19 protein-coding genes are annotated in these 18,084 nt (G+C 67.6%); 13 read left to right on the plus strand and 6 right to left on the minus strand.

Annotated features, from left to right (window positions below):
* Positions 1–5 precede the first annotated feature (5 nt).
* Positions 6–1,595: an MFS transporter gene (locus tag GGR47_RS16215; RefSeq protein WP_338112063.1), complete on the plus strand. Its 1,590-nt coding sequence runs from the start codon at positions 6–8 to the stop codon at positions 1,593–1,595.
* Between the two features lie 216 nt (positions 1,596–1,811).
* On the opposite strand, the gene GGR47_RS16220 is transcribed toward GGR47_RS16215, so the two are convergent.
* Positions 1,812–3,077 (minus strand): type II toxin-antitoxin system HipA family toxin, encoded by a 1,266-nt coding sequence (locus GGR47_RS16220; protein ID WP_147036023.1) that lies wholly within the window; start codon positions 3,075–3,077, stop codon positions 1,812–1,814.
* Positions 3,074–3,322 carry a helix-turn-helix domain-containing protein gene (locus tag GGR47_RS16225; RefSeq protein ID WP_043061094.1) on the minus strand — a complete coding sequence of 83 codons (249 nt, stop codon included), beginning with the start codon at positions 3,320–3,322 and terminating at the stop codon, positions 3,074–3,076. Before GGR47_RS16225 ends, GGR47_RS16220 begins: the two co-directional genes overlap by 4 nt.
* A 444-nt stretch (positions 3,323–3,766) precedes the next feature.
* On the opposite strand from GGR47_RS16225, the gene GGR47_RS16230 reads away from it, so the two are divergent.
* Positions 3,767–5,038 carry a dicarboxylate/amino acid:cation symporter gene (locus tag GGR47_RS16230; protein WP_147036024.1) on the plus strand — a complete coding sequence of 424 codons (1,272 nt, stop codon included), beginning with the start codon at positions 3,767–3,769 and terminating at the stop codon, positions 5,036–5,038.
* A gap of 41 nt (positions 5,039–5,079) precedes the next feature.
* On the opposite strand, the gene GGR47_RS16235 is transcribed toward GGR47_RS16230, so the two are convergent.
* Positions 5,080–6,861, minus strand: a complete 1,782-nt coding sequence (locus GGR47_RS16235) for a cytochrome d ubiquinol oxidase subunit II (RefSeq protein ID WP_147036025.1) — start codon at positions 6,859–6,861, stop codon at positions 5,080–5,082.
* Positions 6,862–6,920: 59 nt separating this feature from the next.
* On the opposite strand from GGR47_RS16235, the gene GGR47_RS16240 reads away from it, so the two are divergent.
* Both GGR47_RS16240 and GGR47_RS16245 read left to right on the plus strand, forming a co-directional pair.
* A complete protein-coding gene (locus GGR47_RS16240; RefSeq protein ID WP_043060904.1) occupies positions 6,921–7,352 on the plus strand; it encodes a GtrA family protein in 432 nt (143 codons plus the stop codon).
* Between the two features lie 3 nt (positions 7,353–7,355).
* Complete coding sequence (locus GGR47_RS16245) at positions 7,356–8,084, plus strand: class I SAM-dependent methyltransferase (RefSeq protein ID WP_147036026.1); 729 nt, start codon at positions 7,356–7,358, stop codon at positions 8,082–8,084.
* A 172-nt stretch (positions 8,085–8,256) separates the two neighbouring features.
* On the opposite strand, the gene GGR47_RS16250 is transcribed toward GGR47_RS16245, so the two are convergent.
* Entirely contained in the window at positions 8,257–9,276 is a 1,020-nt protein-coding gene (locus tag GGR47_RS16250) for a glycosyltransferase family 2 protein (RefSeq protein ID WP_017980422.1), read from the minus strand.
* Positions 9,277–9,389: 113 nt separating this feature from the next.
* On the minus strand, positions 9,390–10,844 hold the full coding sequence (pyk, locus tag GGR47_RS16255; protein ID WP_147036027.1) for a pyruvate kinase: 1,455 nt from the start codon (positions 10,842–10,844) through the stop codon (positions 9,390–9,392).
* Positions 10,845–10,919: 75 nt separating this feature from the next.
* On the opposite strand from pyk, the gene GGR47_RS16260 reads away from it, so the two are divergent.
* The 4 genes from GGR47_RS16260 to GGR47_RS16275 all read left to right on the plus strand — a co-directional run bounded on the left by GGR47_RS16260 (position 10,920) and on the right by GGR47_RS16275 (position 12,540).
* A complete protein-coding gene (locus GGR47_RS16260; RefSeq protein ID WP_063689793.1) occupies positions 10,920–11,309 on the plus strand; it encodes a DUF1244 domain-containing protein in 390 nt (129 codons plus the stop codon).
* 118 nt (positions 11,310–11,427) lie between these two features.
* On the plus strand, positions 11,428–11,691 hold the full coding sequence (locus tag GGR47_RS16265; RefSeq protein ID WP_018250588.1) for a DUF2312 domain-containing protein: 264 nt from the start codon (positions 11,428–11,430) through the stop codon (positions 11,689–11,691).
* A gap of 52 nt (positions 11,692–11,743) precedes the next feature.
* Positions 11,744–12,034: a DUF1294 domain-containing protein gene (locus GGR47_RS16270; RefSeq protein ID WP_063686916.1), complete on the plus strand. Its 291-nt coding sequence runs from the start codon at positions 11,744–11,746 to the stop codon at positions 12,032–12,034.
* Between the two features lie 68 nt (positions 12,035–12,102).
* Complete coding sequence (locus tag GGR47_RS16275) at positions 12,103–12,540, plus strand: nuclear transport factor 2 family protein (protein ID WP_147036028.1); 438 nt, start codon at positions 12,103–12,105, stop codon at positions 12,538–12,540.
* A 6-nt stretch (positions 12,541–12,546) separates the two neighbouring features.
* Here GGR47_RS16275 and GGR47_RS16280 read toward each other — a convergent pair whose 3' ends face one another.
* Positions 12,547–14,010, minus strand: a complete 1,464-nt coding sequence (locus GGR47_RS16280) for an AAA family ATPase (protein WP_063686920.1) — start codon at positions 14,008–14,010, stop codon at positions 12,547–12,549.
* A 122-nt stretch (positions 14,011–14,132) separates the two neighbouring features.
* Between GGR47_RS16280 and GGR47_RS16285 the strand changes: the two genes are divergently transcribed.
* From GGR47_RS16285 to ruvB, 5 genes are all read left to right on the plus strand, one after another.
* Positions 14,133–14,672 carry a DUF1003 domain-containing protein gene (locus GGR47_RS16285; protein ID WP_063686922.1) on the plus strand — a complete coding sequence of 180 codons (540 nt, stop codon included), beginning with the start codon at positions 14,133–14,135 and terminating at the stop codon, positions 14,670–14,672.
* A 29-nt stretch (positions 14,673–14,701) separates the two neighbouring features.
* On the plus strand, positions 14,702–15,445 hold the full coding sequence (locus GGR47_RS16290; protein ID WP_017980430.1) for a YebC/PmpR family DNA-binding transcriptional regulator: 744 nt from the start codon (positions 14,702–14,704) through the stop codon (positions 15,443–15,445).
* 154 nt (positions 15,446–15,599) lie between these two features.
* On the plus strand, positions 15,600–16,106 hold the full coding sequence (gene ruvC / locus GGR47_RS16295; RefSeq protein ID WP_017980431.1) for a crossover junction endodeoxyribonuclease RuvC: 507 nt from the start codon (positions 15,600–15,602) through the stop codon (positions 16,104–16,106).
* Positions 16,103–16,699, plus strand: a complete 597-nt coding sequence (gene ruvA, locus GGR47_RS16300; protein ID WP_147037458.1) for a Holliday junction branch migration protein RuvA — start codon at positions 16,103–16,105, stop codon at positions 16,697–16,699. Before ruvC ends, ruvA begins: the two co-directional genes overlap by 4 nt.
* Before the next feature lie 203 nt (positions 16,700–16,902).
* Positions 16,903–17,931 (plus strand): Holliday junction branch migration DNA helicase RuvB, encoded by a 1,029-nt coding sequence (ruvB, locus tag GGR47_RS16305; RefSeq protein ID WP_183949592.1) that lies wholly within the window; start codon positions 16,903–16,905, stop codon positions 17,929–17,931.
* Positions 17,932–18,084 lie beyond the last annotated feature (153 nt).

An 18,084-nucleotide genomic window follows, 5' to 3' on the forward strand; every position in this document is an offset into this window, starting at 1 on the left:
ATGTTGTGCCATCCGGGTTGCAGGATGCTCAAGCTCCCACCACCGACGCGCTCATCACCATGAAAGGTTCGATGATGGGTATGCAGACATCACGCGGGAACAGGGTGGCATTGGCAGCAGTCTGTTTATCGGCCCTGATGCTGGGGCTGGAGATTTCGAGCATCCCGGCGATCCTGCCGACGCTGGAGCATGTCCTTCCAGCCGACTTCCGGCAGCTCCAATGGATCATGAACGCCTATACGATTGCGATGACCACCTGCCTGATGGCGATGGGCGCGTTGGGCGACCGCTATGGGCGCAGGCGGGTCTTCCTGATCGGCATCGTGATCTTCGGCGCCGCCTCGCTGGCGTGCGGGCTTGCGCCGAATGCGCCGATGCTGATCGCCGCCCGCTTCCTCCAGGGTGGGAGCGGCGCGGCGATGCTGGCCTGCCAGATCGCCGTCCTTTCGCACCAGTTCCGTGCAGGCCCGGAGCGCGGCATGGCGTTCGGTTGGTGGGGCATCGTCTTCGGGGTCGGCTTGGGCTTCGGCCCCCTGGTCGGAGGTCTGATCGCTACCGTCGCGAGCTGGGAATGGGTGTTCCTCGTCCATGTCGGGTTGGCGATGGTTACGCTCGTGCTGGCGCGCTTGGGTATCGTTGAATCGTGCGATCCCCAAGCCGTTCGTATCGACCTTGCCGGGATCGCGACCCTGTCACTCGCCGTATTCTGCCTCGTCTTCCTCATCACGCAGGGACAGCGCGTGGACGCCGGCAATCCCGTCGGGCTCGCGCTGGCAGGCGTCGGCATCGCGAGCCTTCTCGCCTTCATCGCGGTCGAGACGAGGACTGCCCGACCGATGTTCGACTTCGGCGCCTTCCGTGCGCGCGCCTTCTCGGGCGCGCTGCTCGGATCGGCGGGGATGAACTTCAGTTTCTGGCCGTTCGTCATCTATCTGCCCATCTATTTCCAGGCCGTCCATGGGTTGAGCAATGTATCGGCCGGGTTGGCACTGCTCGCCTACACGTTGCCGACGCTGGTCGTGCCGCCTTTCGCCGAACGGCTGTTGCTGCGCCGCGGGCCGGGCGTGGTGATTCCGCTCGGTCTCTTCACGATCGGGCTGGGGTTCGTCGTCATGCGGGTTGCTGCCTTAAGCCAGGACGCGAGCTGGCTGGCGATGTTGCCCGGCTGCATTCTCGCCGGCATCGGCCTCGGCCTCACCAATACCCCCGTCACCAACACGGCGACCGGCGCCCTCCCGGTCGAGCGGGCGGGCATGGCCTCCGGCATGGACATGAGCACGCGCATGATCTCGCTCGCCATCAACATCGCGCTGATGGGCTTCATCCTTCTCGAAGGCATCCGGTCGGGGCTTCACCGCATCGTGCCCGAGGCAAGCGCCTCTGCACTGGGCGCTCTTGCCGAAGCCGTCGCGGCGGGAAACCTGGGAACGGCGGTTAGGGCGAGCGTGAGTCTTTCGGATGCACGCGCAGCATTGGTCGACGGCTTCGGCTGGGTTATGCTGTATGCGACGGCCTGCGTCTGGGGGTTGGCGCTCCTGAGCTATGTCGCGTTCGGACGACATCAAAGGGCGTCCACCGACATGGAGCGCGTATGAATTCGGAGCTGATGCTTCAGATACGCACGAGGAATATCGAAGCACGCCGAGCGGGCAGGCGCTCCTGGATTGCCCAGAACGGATCGGCGGGACCTGCTGACATTTGACGTCCTCCCTATTTTTTAATTATGTTGAGTGAGAGTTTTCCGGCCCTTTGAAGCCTGCGGGCAAGGATCTTGGCCCCCGCGCCACACCAGTGGCGCGATCAATAGCGACCTACTTCACGCCTTCCATGTCATCGAGACCAGCGAGGATAGCGCGGCATCGTGCGGCAACCGCATCGACGATCATCGGCAGCATCGCGTCACCGCCTGCGGGCATGGTTTCGACATCCATCCGCGCCCGATCGACATTGGCGAGCACCCGGTTCGCCAGCGCGCGGACGCGGCGGATGGTCGGTGCAGCGCCCAGTCCGCAGGCAGCGGCAAGCCGCAGCCAGTGTCTGCGCTTCAGATAATCGCCGCGGTTCTTGTCCGCGACCGTCTGTGCGAGATTGCGTGTGACGCCATCGAACACCTCCGCGCACATCACGTCGTACAGCGGGGCGGTCCGCACTCGCGATCCTGCGGGGATCAGGATCGAGTAGTTCTTGGCATGGGCATCGGTGTTGCACGCAAGTACGTTGAAGACGACGGCGTCGAACAGCCGCAGTGCATCAGGACCGAGCGCCTGGCGCCGGACGAGGTTCATCATGTCGGCGACGGTCGGGCCACGGACGCCCGTTCTGTTCCGCTCGTACTTGGCGGACGGTGGCTTACCCAGCGCTTGGCAAAAGTCCTCCTGATGCAGCCGACGCCATTGCGCTCCGTCTGGCACGCGGTCGTAGCGCGGGATCAGGAAGTAGCGCCTTCCGCCCGCCACTCCGGTCGTCACCGGCGGCACCGTCAATCCGCAGAGCCTAGCCAGCGTCAGGCACCAAGCCTCGTTCTGGACGCTGCCGTGGAGGCGTTCGCTGTCGGGCTTCAGGATATGGGTCGAAGGCGACCCGTCGAGCGGAATGTAGATCCGGCCGTCGGCGTCGCAGGCCACCGCCAGCTTGGTCTGGACGCCCGCCAGCGACATCGACACGCCGTCATCGCCCGCGAGGAACGGCTTGCGGGGAAGCTCCTCGATGATGCGTTCGAGATCGTTCTCGGTCTCGATCCGCTGCCAGTGCTCCGTGCCGGTCAGCCCCGGCGCACCGAAGGAGAGCGCGCCGGCGGTGTCGCGTCCGATCGCATCCAGTAGGGCGAGGATGTCGGTCTGCGCGACACCGAGTTGACGAGCGATGACCACGAGCTGCTCCGCCTCGGGAAGCAGGTTGCTGGCCCAGGTCAGGAACCGGGCAGGCTCCACCTCACGCTCGGCGAGCGGCATCGTGACCGAGATTGGAAAGGCCTGCCGGTCGTCCGTCCACGATGCGGCGTATACGAACCGCGGCCCGTCAGCATCCTCATGGACGTCGCCGACCAGATGCTCCTCAAAATAGACTGGAAGGGTCATGAGGCGCTTTGCTGTTCAAGCAGGGTGACCGGGTCCAGCCCGACCAGCCCGGCGACGACGAGGGCGCGGCCGATCTGGCAGGTCGGCTTGCCCTTCTCCAATTCGTGGATGAACCGGATACCCACGCCCGCGACGGTCGCCAGATCCTCAAGGCTGAGCCCCATCTGCTGGCGGCGCGCGCGGACAAGGGCACCGAAGCGGCGCGAAAACCATGCGGCATCGTTTTCCGTGTCAGCCTGATCCATTGAGCCACCTTTCCCGAGCGGGAAAGATCACCCTACAGAGTTGCAAAATCAAGCGGGCTTTTCCCGTTCGGGAAAGATTGATGCCAAGTGGAGCACCTGAGGCCCGATCTTTCCCGTTCGGGAAAGATGCCGCGCTACCCGGCGGAAAGCCGCGCGACAGCAGTCCGGAGCTGATCCGCGTCGATGCCGCCGCTTGCGAACTGCGCGGCCAACGTAGCGATGAGCATGTTGTCGTCCACCTCGGCAGGCATGGACCGGCTCACCGTGCGCGCTGGGACCTGAGAGACAGTCCGCCGCCTCGGCGCAATCCGTCGTTCCTTGCCATCTAGGACAGGGTACGTGACTCGCCGAAGCAATCATCGGCTTGATACCGGCATCGCTTTTCTTGCCTCCCCTTCCGCCGCGACGGGCCTACATCGGTGCGATGACACAGGAATTCGGCGCATGACTCGCCCCTCGTTCGGCGTACAGGTCTTCATCGGCATGGCCCTTGGCCTCGTGCTGGGCTTCGTCGCCCGCAGCTATGACCTCACCGGCCTGGCCGACGCACTGCGGATCGTCGGCGAGATGTTCGTTCAGCTGTTGAAGGCGCTGGTGGTGCCGCTGGTGTTCACCGCGATCGTCGCGTCGATCGCGGCGCTACGCGACCTCAACAATGCGGCGAAGCTGGTGGCGAGCACGTTCATCTGGTTCGGCATCACCGCGCTGATCGCGGTGTCGATCGGGCTGACGCTCGGCACCGTGCTGCAACCGGGCGCACATGCCGGGGTGAGCGCCGCCGCCGCGGTGCGCCCGGATACGGCGGGGTCGTGGCTCGATTTCCTGCGCGGGCTGGTGCCGGCGAACATCCTGGGGCTGGAGGCATCGACCGCGCTGAAGGACGGCGGCGCGAGCACCAAGCTGTCGTTCAACGTACTGCAGCTGATCGTCGTCTCGATCGCGATCGGCGTCGCCGCGGTGCGGACGGGCGAGGCGGGCGCGCCGTTCCTGGCGTTCAACGCGTCGGCGCTCGCGATCTTCCGGCGCATCCTGCGCTGGGTGGTGCGACTGACCCCGATCGGGACGGGCGCGCTGCTGGGCAGTGCGATCGTCCGCTACGGCTGGCAGTCGCTGTCGGCGCTCGGCACGTTCGCCATCGCGGTCTATGTCGGCCTCGCGCTGGTGCTGTTCGTCGTCTACCCGCTGCTGCTGCTGGCGAACGGGATGAGCCCGCGGCGGTTCTTCGCCGCCGCCTGGCCGGCGATCCAGCTGGGCTTCGTCTCGCGCTCGTCGATCGCGACGCTGCCCGTTACCGAGCAGGTGGTCGAGCAAGGGCTGGGCGTGCCGCGCAGCTATGCCGCCTTTGCCGTGCCGTTCGCGGCGACGACCAAGATGGACGGATGCGCCGCCATCTATCCCGCGATCGCGGCGCTGTTCGTCGCGCAATATTACGGCATCCCGTTGCACGGGACCGATTATCTGCTGATCGTCGCGGTATCGGTGCTGGGATCGGCGGCGACCGCGGGGCTGACCGGCGCGCTCGTGATGCTGACGCTGACGCTGTCGACGCTGGGCCTGCCGCTGGAGGGCGCGGGGCTGTTGCTGGCGATCGACCCGATCCTCGACATGGGGCGGACCGCGGTGAACGTCGCGGGTCAGGCGTTGGTGCCGGCGATCGTCGCCAAGCGCCAGCGGCTGGCCGAAGACCTGCCGGCGGGGGAGGCGCTCGCCGCCTAGGGCCAATCGACGTTTGGAGCGCTGCGCGAAATGCCGATCGGTCAGTCGACCTTGAACAGCCGCAGCGGCGACCCCTTGGGGAGCGGCAGCGGCGTCAGCCACGTCGGCGTCTGGCCGTGGGCGAGCTGGTCGTAGAAACCGCCGGGATCGCGCGCGCGGTAATTAGTCGATTCCGAATGGTTGGGGCAGACGAGCAGCATCGTCGCGCCGTGGCGGCGGATGATGGCATGGGCCTGATCCGCAGTCCCGCCGAACGCGTGCTGCACGTCGAGGATCGCGTCGCCGTTGCGGTGATAGGGCCCGGCGATGGCATTGTGGTGCGTCACGGTGATGAGCCGCGGCCCCAGATCGACGAAGGTGAAGATCGTCTGCGCCGGATAGTGATCGAGCGCCTTCAGCACCGTGTAGCGGACGCAATTGCCCGTCGCGCCGTTGACCCGCTTGGTATAGGCGTTCGGGCGCGCGACCGGCAAATATTTGATGATCAGCCCGGCGAACATCCCGCTGACCAGCAGGAACGCCGCCACCGTGCCGCCGATGCGCACGGGCAGCGAGCGGTGGTTGAGCAGCCACGGCAGGATGATCCAGCCGAGCAAGGTGGCGCCCGGCACCGCGAGCATCTGCGCCGCCGGCCCGGCCCGCACCTGCCACAGCAGCATCAGCGTCGCGAAGACGACGAAGAGCGCGACCGCGGTCCAGCCTATCAGCGCCGGCGTCCGCCGCGCGCGCCACGTCCCCCACAGCACGCCGATCGTCCCCACGATCGGCAGCGCCGCGATCGGGAAGGCGAGGCGGAAGGGGTGTTTGTAGATCGGCTTGGCTTCGCGGACGTTGTTGAGCCAGTTCTTCTCCAGCTCCGGCGACACGCCTTCGGGCCGGCCGAGACATTGCGGGAAGAAATGGACGAAGCCCGCGACGATCACGCCGCCCGCGACCACCGCCATCGCGATGCGCAGCCCGCGCGACGCGGGGTTCGCCCATGCCATCAACAGCAGCAGCGCACCCGCCGCGACGCAGACGCTGAGCCACACCGGCGTCAGCGCGTCGCAGCGCATCGCGTAATTGGCGTTGGAGGCGAAGGCCGCAAAGCCCAGCGCCGCACCACCGCCCAGGCTGACCGCATAGGCGGCGAGCCGCCGCGCCTCGGCACGGTCCCACACCCAGCGCAACGCCAGGATCGCGCCGGCCATCGCACAATAGGGCAGCATTTCCAGGCCGATCGACAGGCTGACCGCGCTGGCGAGGCCGACCATCAGGCCCCCGCGGCGGTCTTGCTGGTCGCACAGGCCGGCAACGGTCAGGCTGAGCATCGCGAGCTGCCAGCCATGATGGTCGATGCGTTCGGGCAGGAACATCAGCATCGTCGCGGCGGTGCCGAGCAGGAAGACGATCGCCAGCGGCCACGCCAAAGGATGGATCAGCCGCCGCACGGTGGCGCCGACGCCCAGCATCGTGATCGACAGCGGGATCAGCGGCGCGATGCCGCAGGCCAGCCGCTCCGCCCAGTCATTGCTGGTGAACAGGCGGAAAAACAGGATCAGGCCGGCGATCGGCAGATCGACGATGCGGCTCCAGTGGATATTGAAGCCGACGGGCGGATTGAGGCGATAGTTGGTGAGGTCGTACCAGCCCTGCCCCGCCAGCCACGCGCGGACCTGCATCAGCCGCATATTGTCGTCGGTGTCGCCCAGCGACAGCCAGCGCACCATGTTCCAGTCGTTCCAGACGTACCAGGCCGCGACCGCAACCCAGGCGAGCAGCGTCAGCGCGATCCAGCGCCTGTCGAGCGTATCGGCCAGCCGACCGCGGGGGGGATTATACAAACTGGCGACCCTCGAATTGACCGTTTCGTTCCCGGCGCATTGCCTTTAGGGGCTGGCCGATGACGAGGGAAGCGCCTGCCCTGCTCCACATCCTGCAAGCCGACGACATGCGCGGCCAGATCCTGCGCTTCGGGATCACCGGCGGTCTGTCGACGCTGATCTATTCGGCGGTCTATCTGCCGCTGACCCTGTGGGTCTTCGCGCGCGAGCATGCCGTCTATGCCGTACCGCCCGCCTTTGCGGTGGCGGTGATATTCGGCTACGTCATGCACAGCCGCTGGAGCTTCAAGGGACAGGGCGCCGAGCGGCGCGGCCCACGCCAGCAGCTGCAGTTCGTCGCGGTACAGGGCACCGGCATGGCCCTGAACGCGCTGGTGACGTGGATCGGCACGGCCGTGCTGGGGCTTCCCGGCTGGGCGCCGCTGCTGCCTGCGGTGGCATTGGCCACCATCGTCACCTTCATCCTCAATCGCTGGCTGGTGTTCGCTTAAATCATGGACCGCATCGTCTACGACCGCATGGCGGCGCATGATTCCACCCATTGGTGGTATCGCGCGCGTCGCGACATCCTGAGCGATTATCTGGAGCGCTACGGCAACGTACCCAAGGGCGCGCGCATCCTGGAGATCGGCTGCGGCACCGGGCACAATCTGCCGATGCTCGGCCAGTTCGGCGACGTCGACGCGATCGAGATCGATCCCGCCGCGCGATCGATCGCGAGCGAGCGACTCGGCAAGCCGGTGGGCGATGCCCCCCTGCCCAACCTGCCCGGCGTGGCGAAGGGATCGTACGATCTGGTCGCGGTGCTCGACGTCCTCGAGCATATCGAGGACGATGTCGCCGCGCTGAAGGGCATGGCGAGCCTGTTGAAGCCGGGCGGCAAGATCCTGATCGCCGTGCCGGCGCACCAGTGGATGTGGAGCGCGCACGACGTGGTGAACCACCACCACCGCCGCTATTCCAAGGCCAGCCTGGTCAAGGCGATCGAGGCGGCGGGGCTGAAGAGCCGGAAGCTCACCTATTTCAATTCGCTGCTGTTCCCGCTGGCGGCTGCGGCGCGGATCGCAGGCCGTTTGACCGGCCGCGACGACAGCGACGATTCGCCGCCCGCCAAGCCGCTGAACGCGCTGTTCGAGGCGATCTTCCGGCTGGAGCGCCATGCGGTCGGCCGCGTGCCGCTGACGCCGGGCGTGTCGATCGTGACGCTGGCGGAGCCGCGGTAGGCCGGCGCCTCACGGTCTTCGTCACCCCGGACGTGTTCCGGGGTCCACCGGGCCGCAGGGGCAAGGCAAGAGGCTCAAGCGCTTCCCCTCACCGCAGAGTGGACCCCGGAACCAGTCCGGGGTGACGGACGTGGTTGGGCGAGCGTCGCGCACAGGCACGATGCTCCAGTCCTCACTCCGCCGCCTTGCGCTCCTCGGCGACTTCAAACTCCGGCGAGGGCTCGGCGGCGTTGAAGCCGAGCGTCGAATGGCCTTTCACCGGGCCGGCGATGTCGGCGACGAGGTACAGCGGCCGCCGCTTCGATTCGATGTAGAGCCGGCCGAGATATTCGCCGATCATCCCCAGCACGAACATCTGCACCGCGCTCAGGACGGTGACGACGAGCATCGTCGACGTCCAGCCCTGCACCGGCGAGCCTTCAAAGAAGCCCCACAGGATGTAGACGAGCAACAGCAGCGACGCCGCCGCCAGGATCACCGAGGCGTGACTGGCGAAGCGCAGGGGCGCGGTGGAGAAGCCGGTCACCGCGTCGAAGGCAAGGCGCACCATCTTGCCGAGCGGATAGTTGGTCTCGCCCGCGTGGCGCTCGGCGCGATCATAGGGGAACGGCACCTGGCGGAAGCCGACCCAGGCGACCATGCCGCGGATGAAGCGCGCCTGTTCGGGCAGCGACAGCAGCGCGTCGAGCGCGCGGCGGCTCATCAGGCGGAAGTCGCCGGTGTCCAAGGGGATCGGCGTGTCGGTGACGCGGTCGAGCACGCGGTAGAAGGCGGCGGCGGTCGCTTTCTTGAAGATCGTCTCGCCATCGCGCTTGCGGCGCACCGCATAGACGACGTCCGCCTTCTGCGCCGCCATCGTCGCGCGCATCTCGGCGAGCAATTCGGGCGGATCCTGCAGGTCGGCGTCGATGATGAGGATCTGCTCGCCCGAACACAGATCCAGCCCCGCGGTCAGCGCGAGCTGATGGCCGTGGTTGCGCGACAGGTTGATCGCGACGACGCGCGGGTCGGCGGCGGACAGGCGTTGCATCACCGGCCAGCTGTCATCGCGGCTGCCATCGTTGATCAGGACGATCTCATGATCGTCGCCCACCGCCGCCCGTGCCGCGGCGGAGACACGCGCGTGCAGCAGCTCGAGGCACGCGGCCTCATTGTAGCAGGGAATGACGACGGACAGCGCGGGACGGTACATAACGCTCCGTCTGTAACGGGTCCGGCCCCCGTCATCCATACGTATCGTATGGGGGAAACCAGCCCACCTACCGTCACCCCGGGCTAGACCCGGGGTGACGGGGGGAGGTCAGTTCAGGCGTAGTCGCGCAGTTCGTCGCCGGTGATGTGGACGACGTGGAGCACGTTGGTCGAGCCGGGCGTGCGGAAGGGCACGCCGGCCATCACGATCACGCGATCGCCCGCATGCGCGATGCCGGTGCGCAGCGCCATACGCTTCGCCTTGCCGACCATGTCCTCGAACGATTCGACGTCGCGGGTGTGGACGGCATGCGTACCCCACAGCAGGCCGAGCCGGCGCGCGGTGTCGCGGTTGGGGGTCAGCACCAGCAACGGCACCGACGGCCGCTCACGCGCGATGCGGCGCGCGGTCGAACCCGAGGTGGTGAAGCAGATGATCGCGGTCGCCGACACGGTCTTGGCGATCTGCTTGGCCGCTTCCGCCAGCGCGTCGGCGGTCGTCGGATCGGGACGCATCACGGTGAAGTGGACGCGGTCGCCGTGCATCGGATCGCTTTCGACCGAGACGCCGATCGAGTTCATCATCGCGACCGATTCGACCGGCCACTGGCCCGCAGCGCTTTCCGCCGACAGCATGATCGCGTCGGCGCCGTCGTAGATCGCGGTGGCGACGTCGGACACTTCGGCGCGGGTCGGCGACGGGCTCTGGATCATCGATTCGAGCATCTGCGTCGCGACGACGACCGGACGGCCGAGGCGGCGCGCGGTTTCGACGATACGCTTCTGCAACGGCGGCACCGACTGCGGCGGCAGTTCGACGCCCAGGTCGCCGCGCGCGACCATCACACCGTCGCACGCCTCGACGATCTCTTCCAAGCGATCGATCGCCTGCGGCTTTTCGATCTTGGCGAGCAGCGCGGCCTTGCCGCCGATCAGCTTGCGCGCCTCCCACAGATCCTCGGGCCGCTGCACGAAGCTCAGGGCGATCCAGTCGACGCCCTGGTCGACCGCGAAGGCGAGGTCGCTGCGATCCTTTTCGGTCAGCGCCGCCATCGGCAGCACGACGTCGGGAACGTTCAGCCCCTTGTTGTTCGACAGCGGGCCGCCGACCTCGACGACCGTCGTGATCCGGTCGGAATCATGGTCGGTGACGCGCAGCACCAGCTTGCCGTCGTCGAGCAGCAGGCGCGCGCCCGGCTCGATCGCTTCGAAGATTTCCTTGTGCGGCAGCTCGACGCGGGTCGCATCGCCCGGCGTGGGATCGCGATCGAGCACGAAAGTGTTGTTATGCTCCAGCACGGTCCGGCCGCCGTCGAACTTGCCGACGCGCAGCTTGGGACCCTGCAGATCGGCGAGGATCGTCGTCGGACGGCCGAACTCTTTTTCGAGCGCGCGGATCGCTTCGATCACCGCGACCTTAGACTGTTGGTCGCCGTGGCTCATATTGACGCGGAAAGCGTCGGCGCCCGCCTGGAACAGCGTGGCGATCATCTCGGGGGAATTGCTCGCCGGACCGAGAGTCGCGAGGACGCGGACCTTCCTCGATCGGGGCGCGATGGCAGTGGTCATGAAACAGGCTCCTGGGGAATGGCCGCGCTTCCCTCTAATCCCTATCTACCCGCGATCAACCTATCGGAGACGCCCGTGACCGACAAACTCGATTCGCTGCCCGATGCGGTCGCCGCGCAGGCGTTCCGTCGCCTCGTCCGCCACCTGCGCCACCGTACCGACGCGCAGAACATCGACCTGATGGGGCTGGCCGGATTCTGCCGCAATTGCCTGTCGGACTGGATCGAGGAAGCCGGCGGGCTGGACAAGGCGACCGCGCGCGAGACGATCTACGGCATGCCGCAGGCCGAGTGGAAGGCGCGCTACCAGACCGAGGCGACGCCGGAACAGCTCGCGCGGATGGACGAGAGCATGACGCGCAATCCCCCCGCCGACGCCACCAAGGATGCGGCTCTGGACGAAGCGCTGGACGAGAGCTTTCCCGCATCCGATCCGCCCGCGATGACCGAGCCCGGCCGGGGTTGAGGGCTGGGGTTGAGCGCAAACCGGTTAACGCCTAGACGCACCCCCCTGCCGGCCCGGCGCCGGCATCCTTTTCACGCGAATCAGAAGGGCCACGGGCGACCCGTGGCGGGTGGGACATATGGAAGACCGGCAAGAAGGCATGGGCGGCGGCCAGGTCGCGGCGGATGAACTGCGCCTGCTGATCGAACGCGCCGAGCGACTCGAGGAAGAGAAGAAGGGCATCGCCGACGACATCAAGGACGTGATGGCCGAAGCCAAGGGCCGCGGCTACGACCCCAAGGCGATCCGCAAGATCCTCTCCATCCGCAAGAAGAAGAAGGAAGAGTATCAGGAAGAGGAAGCGATCCTCGAGGTCTATATGCAGGCGCTGGGCATGATCTGATCTGCGAATTGCAGGTCGCGATTTTCTAAGACGTCGATACGAATCGTGAGGGATGCCGAATCTGTCCGTATTCCTCGTCCCCGCCGCGCTAGCGCTGGCGGCGATCAACCTGATGACGGTGCTCGCCTTCGCCCATGACAAGGCGCGCGCCGCATCGGGCGGCTGGCGGGTACGCGAATCGACCCTGCTCGTCTTGGCGCTGTTCGGCGGATCGCCAGGCGCGCTCTGGGCACGACGGCGGTTTCGCCACAAGACGCGCAAGCAGCCGTTCGCAACGCAGCTCGACCTGATCGCAATGGTCCATGCGGGCCTTGCCATCGGTCTGGCGACGCTGCTGGTCTGACGCCCGGCTTGACCCACGCCGCCCCACCGTATTAGCCATATATGTCACTTGGGCGAAGGGCGGGGTATATGGCGATCGGATGGGCAATGGCGATGCTGGCAGCGGCGACGCCCGCAACCTCTTCCCCCGATGCGGCAGCGATCGATCGGCTGGTGGAGCGCTTCAACACCGCCCGCACGGACTTCGACGCAGCGGCGCTCGCCGATACGCTCGCCCCCGAGTATCAGGAGATCTCTCCGGTCGGCGACGTCGACGATCGGGCGAAGGTGCTCGGCTTTTACCAGCCCGAGGATCGCCGGCCGGCGCCGCCGATGCAGGGCAGCGAACGGGAGATCGTCGTACGCGGCGCGATGGGCATCGAGACGGAGCGGCGGACGATCACCATGACGCGTCCCGACGGCACGACGGTCACCCGTTCGATCCGCGTCCGCTATGTCGCGATGCGCGCGCCGAACGGATGGAAGCTCGTATCGGCGCAATACACGCCGATTCCTCCGGCGAAATAGCGGCGCCTAGGCCGCCTCGCTCGCCGCGGTCGTCCAACCCAGCCGCGGAATCGTGATCGAGCGCTTGCCGGACAGGTCGACGCGCGCGACGATCAGCTCGCGGCTCTCGATATAGCCGATCAGGCGGCGCACCCGGCCGAGCGAGCTGGTGCCGTAGGTTTCCGCCAATGCCACGTCCGACGGACATGGCTCGCCGGCCCGCGCCGCGCGCGCGATCAGCAGGAAGGCGCCGATCATGTCGTCGGGCAGCGTGTTGGCGAGCTCCATCGCCTCGGCCCAGTCGGGGTCGGTGACGTCGAAGATGCCGGCGCGCGCTGCGGACAGTCGCCGGGTGAAGCCGGGCAGGTCGAGCGGCGGCTTGGCGAGGCCGGCCATGCGGCAGCGGACCTGGAAATCCTGGAACAGCACCGACGGCGGGCGCAGCGCGGAATCGCGATCGGCGACGATTGCCTCCAGCACGCTGGCATAGATGCCCTCCACCTCTGCGTCCGATTTGTCCGGAAGCGGCGCGAGCGTCGCGGGGGCGGCGGGGCGTTCGATCGTGTCGAGCAGTTCGTCGGTCGGCACGCGACGCGGGCGCGGATCGAAGCTCATCGGCAGCTGCGGCGCCTCTTCAGGCGGCGGCGCGAAGATGAGTTCCTGCAAATTCTCGACCGGCGCGCTGGGCAGCGGCGTGAGCTTGGGGCTGCCCGAGCGCGCAGAGGTGGCGACCGCGCCGATCTTCACCGTGATCGGCCGGCGCGACACCGCGGGGCCGAGCGCCAGGAAGGTGCCGCGCGCCAGATCGCGGATGCCGTCCGCCTGCCGTCTCTCCATGCCGAGCAGATCGGCGGCGCGCGCCATGTCGATGTCGAGGAAGGTGCGGCCCATCAGGAAGTTGGACGCTTCCGCCGCGACGTTCTTGGCAAGCTTGGCGAGGCGCTGCGTTGCGATCACGCCGGCGAGGCCGCGTTTGCGGCCGCGACACATCAGGTTGGTCATCGCGCTGAGCGACGCACGCCGCACCTCTTCGGCCACCTCGCCGCCCGTCGTCGGCGCGAACAATTGCGCCTCATCGACGACGACCAGCGCCGGATACCAATGTTCGCGCGGCGCATCGAACAGCGCCGACAGGAAGGCGGCGGCGCAGCGCATCTGGCCTTCCGCTTCGAGCCCTTCGAGACTCAGCACGACGCTGGCGCGATGTTCGCGCAGGCGGGTGGCGATGCGCGCGATCTCGGGCACCGAATAATCCGCTGCCTCGATCACGACATGGCCATAGGGGCCGGCGAGCGTGACGAAATCGCCCTCGGGATCGATCACCACCTGCTGCACCTGCCCCGCCGATCCTTCGAGCAGGCGACGCAGCAGATGCGACTTGCCCGACCCGGAATTGCCCTGAACGAGCAATCGGGTGGCAAGGAGTTCTTCGAGGTCCATGGTCACGGGCGCGCCGCGCTCGTCGGCTCCCATGTCTACGCTGACGGTCATTGTGGCTGCCGTTTGGCCGATCCGGGGGGCATCGGGCAAGCGGTTTGCGCCCGGTTGCCCCGTGGCGATCGGGCCAGTACGGGCCGGTTCCGTTCCGCTATCCCTGCGCGAGGATGCCCCGCATGGCCCAGATCCCGTTCGCCGACCTCGCCCTGCGGCTGCTACGCAAGCCCGCGCATGCGCTCGATGCCGAGGAACGCCGCGTTCTCGACAGTATCGAAAGCGGTACATTGGTCAGCCGCGACGCCGCCGACGAGGCCGACGCGCGCGCCAGTTTCGGCGACCGGCTGGCCGACAAGGTCGCGGCGATCGGCGGGTCGTGGGGCTTCATCATCAGCTTCACCGTGGTGCTACTCGGCTGGATGCTGCTCAATTCGGACGTGCTCGCGCATTTCGGCGCGGCGTTCGATCCCTACCCCTATATCTTCCTCAACCTGATGCTCTCGACGCTCGCCGCGATCCAGGCGCCGGTCATCATGATGAGCCAGAACCGCCAGGCGGCGAAGGACCGGCTGGCGGCCAGCCTGGACTATGAGACCAATTTGCGTGCCGAGCTGGACATCCTGCGCCTGCACGAAAAGCTGGACGGCGTGATCCTCGATCGCCTGACGGCGTTGGAGGAAAAGATCGACAGGCTGGCGAATGCGGCGTCCGCGGCGTAAGGGCACGGGATTATCCGCTAGAGGCATCCATGGCAGGCCATTCCAAGTTCAAGAACATCATGCACCGCAAGGGCGCGCAGGATAAGAAGCGCTCGGGCATGTTTTCCAAGCTCAGCCGCGAAATCACCGTGGCGGCGAAAATGGGTCTGCCCGACCCCGACATGAACCCGCGCCTGCGCGCGGCGGTGAACGCCGCCAAGGCGCAGTCGATGCCCAAGGATAATATCCAGCGCGCGATCGACAAAGCGTCGAAGGGCGATACCGAGAATTACGAGGAAATCCGCTACGAGGGCTTCGGCCCCGGCGGCGTCAGCCTGATCATCGAGGCGCTGTCCGACAACCGCAACCGCACCGCCACCAACGTGCGCACCGCGGTGTCGAAGAACGGCGGCAACCTCGGCGCGTCCGGGTCGGTGAGCCATGCCTTCGATCGCGTCGGCCTGATCAACTATCCCGCATCCGCGGGCGACGCCGAAAAGGTGTTCGAGGCCGCGCTGGAGGCGGGGGCCGAGGACGTGACCTCCACCGAGGAAGGTCATGAAATCTGGACCGCACAGGCCGATCTGCACGAGGTCGCCAAGGCGCTGGAGCCGGTGCTGGGCGAAGCGGAGGGCGCGAAGCTCGCCTGGCGTCCGCAGACGATGGTCGCGGTGACCGAAGCCGATGCCGCGACGCTGTTCAAACTGATCGACGCGCTGGACGACGACGACGACGTGCAGACCGTGTGGGGCAATTACGAAGTGTCCGACGAGGTGATGGAGAAGCTGGGCTAATGATCCGGTCCTCCCTCGCTTTAGCGGGGGAGGGGGACCGCTCGCCGGAGGCGAGTGGTGGAGGGGGGCCGCCGTGGAACGGCGGCTGCGCCGCCGCCCCCTCCACCATGCTACGCATGGTCCCCCTCCCCCGCTGTGCGAGGGAGGAATTGTTGTGATCATCCTCGGCCTGGACCCCGGGCTCGGCACGACGGGCTGGGGGGTCATCCATGCCGACGGCAACCGGCTGCGGCATATCGCCAACGGCCAGATCAAGACCGATCCGTCGATGCCCCTGCCCCGCCGCCTGTCGAACCTGCACGCCGCGCTGGTCGACGTGATCCTGGCCGAGCGGCCCGACGGCGCGGCGGTGGAAGAGGTGCTGGGCAACACCAATGCGCAGTCGACGCTGAAGCTGGGGCAGGCGCGCGGCGTGGTGCTGCTCGCGGCCGCCAGTGCGGGGCTGCATATCGGCGAATATCACCCCTCGACGGTCAAGAAGGCGGTGGTCGGCACCGGCGGCGCGGAAAAGCGGCAGATCCAGGCGATGATGGCGGTGCTGCTGCCGGGCGCCAAGCTTGCCGGACCCGACGCCGCCGACGCGCTGGCGGTGGCGATTACGCACGCCCACCATCTTGCCTCTGCCCAGGGCATGGCGCGCCGCGCTAGGGTAACGGCATGATCGCACATCTGAAGGGCCGGCTCGATTCGACGGGCATCGACCATGCCGTGATCGACGTCGGCGGCGTCGGCTATCTCGTCGGCGCCTCGGCCCGTACGCTCGCGGCGATCGGCCCGGTCGGCGAAGCGGCGATGCTGCACACCGAGATGCTGGTCGCCGAGGATTCGATCCGCCTGGTCGGCTTCGCCCGTGCCGAGGAGCGCGACTGGTTCCGGCTGCTCACCGGCGTGCAGGGGGTGGGCGCGCGGGTGGCCCTCGCCATCCTGTCCGCGCTGGATACGCAGGAGATCGCGCGCGCGGTGTCGGCGCAGGACAAGGCGATGGTCGCACGCGCGAACGGCGTCGGCCCGAAGCTCGCCGAACGAATCGTGCGCGAGTTGAAGGACAAAGTCGGCACCGTTGCACTCGGCCCCGCCGCCGCAGCGCAGGTGGTGCCCGTCGGCGCGAGCGCGGACGCGGTATCGGCGCTGCTCAACCTCGGCTTCCGCCCCGCCGAGGCGGCGAGCGCGGTGGGGGCTGCGGAGGAAGACCTGGGACCGGGCGCGACGCTCGACGCGCTGGTGCGGTTGGCCTTGCGCAAGGCAGCGAAGTAGGGCGTTGCCGCTTCGTTCCGCACTGTTTAGGAACGACCTATGGCGACCGTGACGATCACCGTGGATGACGCGCCGTCGGCGTGGATCGCAGGTCGCGGAGACGCGGGGGTATGCCGACGTCTCCGCTTGTCCCTGCCACCTCGTTCGGCAAGACAGGCAAACCCATGGGTCGCGCTGTCTGAGTCAGAACACGACAGCGCGTCGTGACCGATAGCGACCGCCTCCTCACCGCCAGCCGCCGTCCCGAGGATGTGGACGCGGCGCTGCGCCCCAAGAGCCTGGACGATTTCGTCGGGCAGCAGGCGGCGCGCGAGAACCTGCGCGTGTTCATCGAGGCGGCGCGGGGGCGCGGCGATGCACTGGACCATGTGCTATTCTTCGGGCCGCCGGGGCTCGGCAAGACGACACTGGCGCAGATCATCGCGCGCGAGATGGGCGTGGGATTCCGCGCAACCAGCGGCCCGGTCATCGCCAAGTCGGGCGACCTCGCCGCATTGCTGACGAATCTCGAGGACGGCGACGTGCTGTTCATCGACGAGATCCACCGCCTGCAACCCGCGGTCGAGGAGGTGCTGTATCCGGCGATGGAGGACCGCGCGCTCGATCTGATGATCGGTGAGGGGCCGTCGGCGCGCTCAGTCCGGATCGACCTGCCGCGCTTCACGCTCGTCGGCGCGACGACGCGGCAGGGGCTGCTGACGACGCCGCTGCGCGATCGCTTCGGCATTCCCGTCCGCCTGCAATTCTATACGGTCGAGGAGCTGACCCGCGTGGTGACGCGCGCCGCCGGGCTGCTCGAGTTGGCGATCGCGCCCGACGGCGCCGCTGAAATCGCGCGGCGCGCGCGCGGCACGCCGCGCATCGCCGGGCGCCTGCTGCGCCGGGTGCGCGACTTCGCCAATGTCGCGGGCACGCCGACCGTCGACCGCACCGCCGCCGATCGCGCGCTCAACCGGCTGGAAGTCGATGCGCTGGGCCTCGACGCGATGGACCGGCGCTACCTCCACATGATCGCCGACATCTATCGCGGCGGGCCGGTGGGCGTCGAAACGCTGGCCGCGGGCCTCAGCGAACCGCGCGACACGATCGAGGAGGTGATCGAGCCGTATCTGATCCAGCTCGGCCTCGTCGCCCGCACCGCGCGCGGGCGCGTGCTGAACGCGGGCGGGTGGAAGCATCTGGGGCTGAACCCGCCGGTGGGCAGTCAGGACGGGCTGTTCGATTCGCCTTAAAGTCCTCCCCCGCCAGGGGGAGGTGGCGCGGCGGAGCCGTGACGGAGGGGGAGGAAAGGGTCGCGCTTCACTTCGGAAGACATCGCTGTCCTCCCCCTCCGTCAGCTGCGCTGCCACCTCCCCCTGGCGGGGGAGGACTTTGATGCCGGCGGA

The organism is Sphingomonas aquatilis, from assembly GCF_014196115.1.
In the GTDB taxonomy this organism is placed as follows: domain Bacteria; phylum Pseudomonadota; class Alphaproteobacteria; order Sphingomonadales; family Sphingomonadaceae; genus Sphingomonas; species Sphingomonas aquatilis.

Excerpts from the sequence above, each read along its gene's own strand:
- ruvA (WP_147037458.1), top strand. The coding sequence starts at position 16,103 with ATGATCGCACATCTGAAGGGCCGGCTCGATTCGACGGGCATCGACCAT.
- GGR47_RS16285 (WP_063686922.1), top strand. The coding sequence starts at position 14,133 with ATGGCCCAGATCCCGTTCGCCGACCTCGCCCTGCGGCTGCTACGCAAG.
- GGR47_RS16250 (WP_017980422.1), bottom strand. The coding sequence starts at position 9,276 with ATGTACCGTCCCGCGCTGTCCGTCGTCATTCCCTGCTACAATGAGGCC.
- GGR47_RS16230 (WP_147036024.1), top strand. The coding sequence starts at position 3,767 with ATGACTCGCCCCTCGTTCGGCGTACAGGTCTTCATCGGCATGGCCCTT.
- GGR47_RS16220 (WP_147036023.1), bottom strand. The coding sequence starts at position 3,077 with ATGACCCTTCCAGTCTATTTTGAGGAGCATCTGGTCGGCGACGTCCAT.
- GGR47_RS16270 (WP_063686916.1), top strand. The coding sequence starts at position 11,744 with ATGCCGAATCTGTCCGTATTCCTCGTCCCCGCCGCGCTAGCGCTGGCG.
- GGR47_RS16275 (WP_147036028.1), top strand. The coding sequence starts at position 12,103 with ATGGCGATCGGATGGGCAATGGCGATGCTGGCAGCGGCGACGCCCGCA.
- GGR47_RS16240 (WP_043060904.1), top strand. The coding sequence starts at position 6,921 with ATGACGAGGGAAGCGCCTGCCCTGCTCCACATCCTGCAAGCCGACGAC.
- pyk (WP_147036027.1), bottom strand. The coding sequence starts at position 10,844 with ATGACCACTGCCATCGCGCCCCGATCGAGGAAGGTCCGCGTCCTCGCG.
- GGR47_RS16290 (WP_017980430.1), top strand. The coding sequence starts at position 14,702 with ATGGCAGGCCATTCCAAGTTCAAGAACATCATGCACCGCAAGGGCGCG.
- GGR47_RS16225 (WP_043061094.1), bottom strand. The coding sequence starts at position 3,322 with ATGGATCAGGCTGACACGGAAAACGATGCCGCATGGTTTTCGCGCCGC.
- GGR47_RS16245 (WP_147036026.1), top strand. The coding sequence starts at position 7,356 with ATGGACCGCATCGTCTACGACCGCATGGCGGCGCATGATTCCACCCAT.
- GGR47_RS16280 (WP_063686920.1), bottom strand. The coding sequence starts at position 14,010 with ATGACCGTCAGCGTAGACATGGGAGCCGACGAGCGCGGCGCGCCCGTG.
- GGR47_RS16265 (WP_018250588.1), top strand. The coding sequence starts at position 11,428 with ATGGAAGACCGGCAAGAAGGCATGGGCGGCGGCCAGGTCGCGGCGGAT.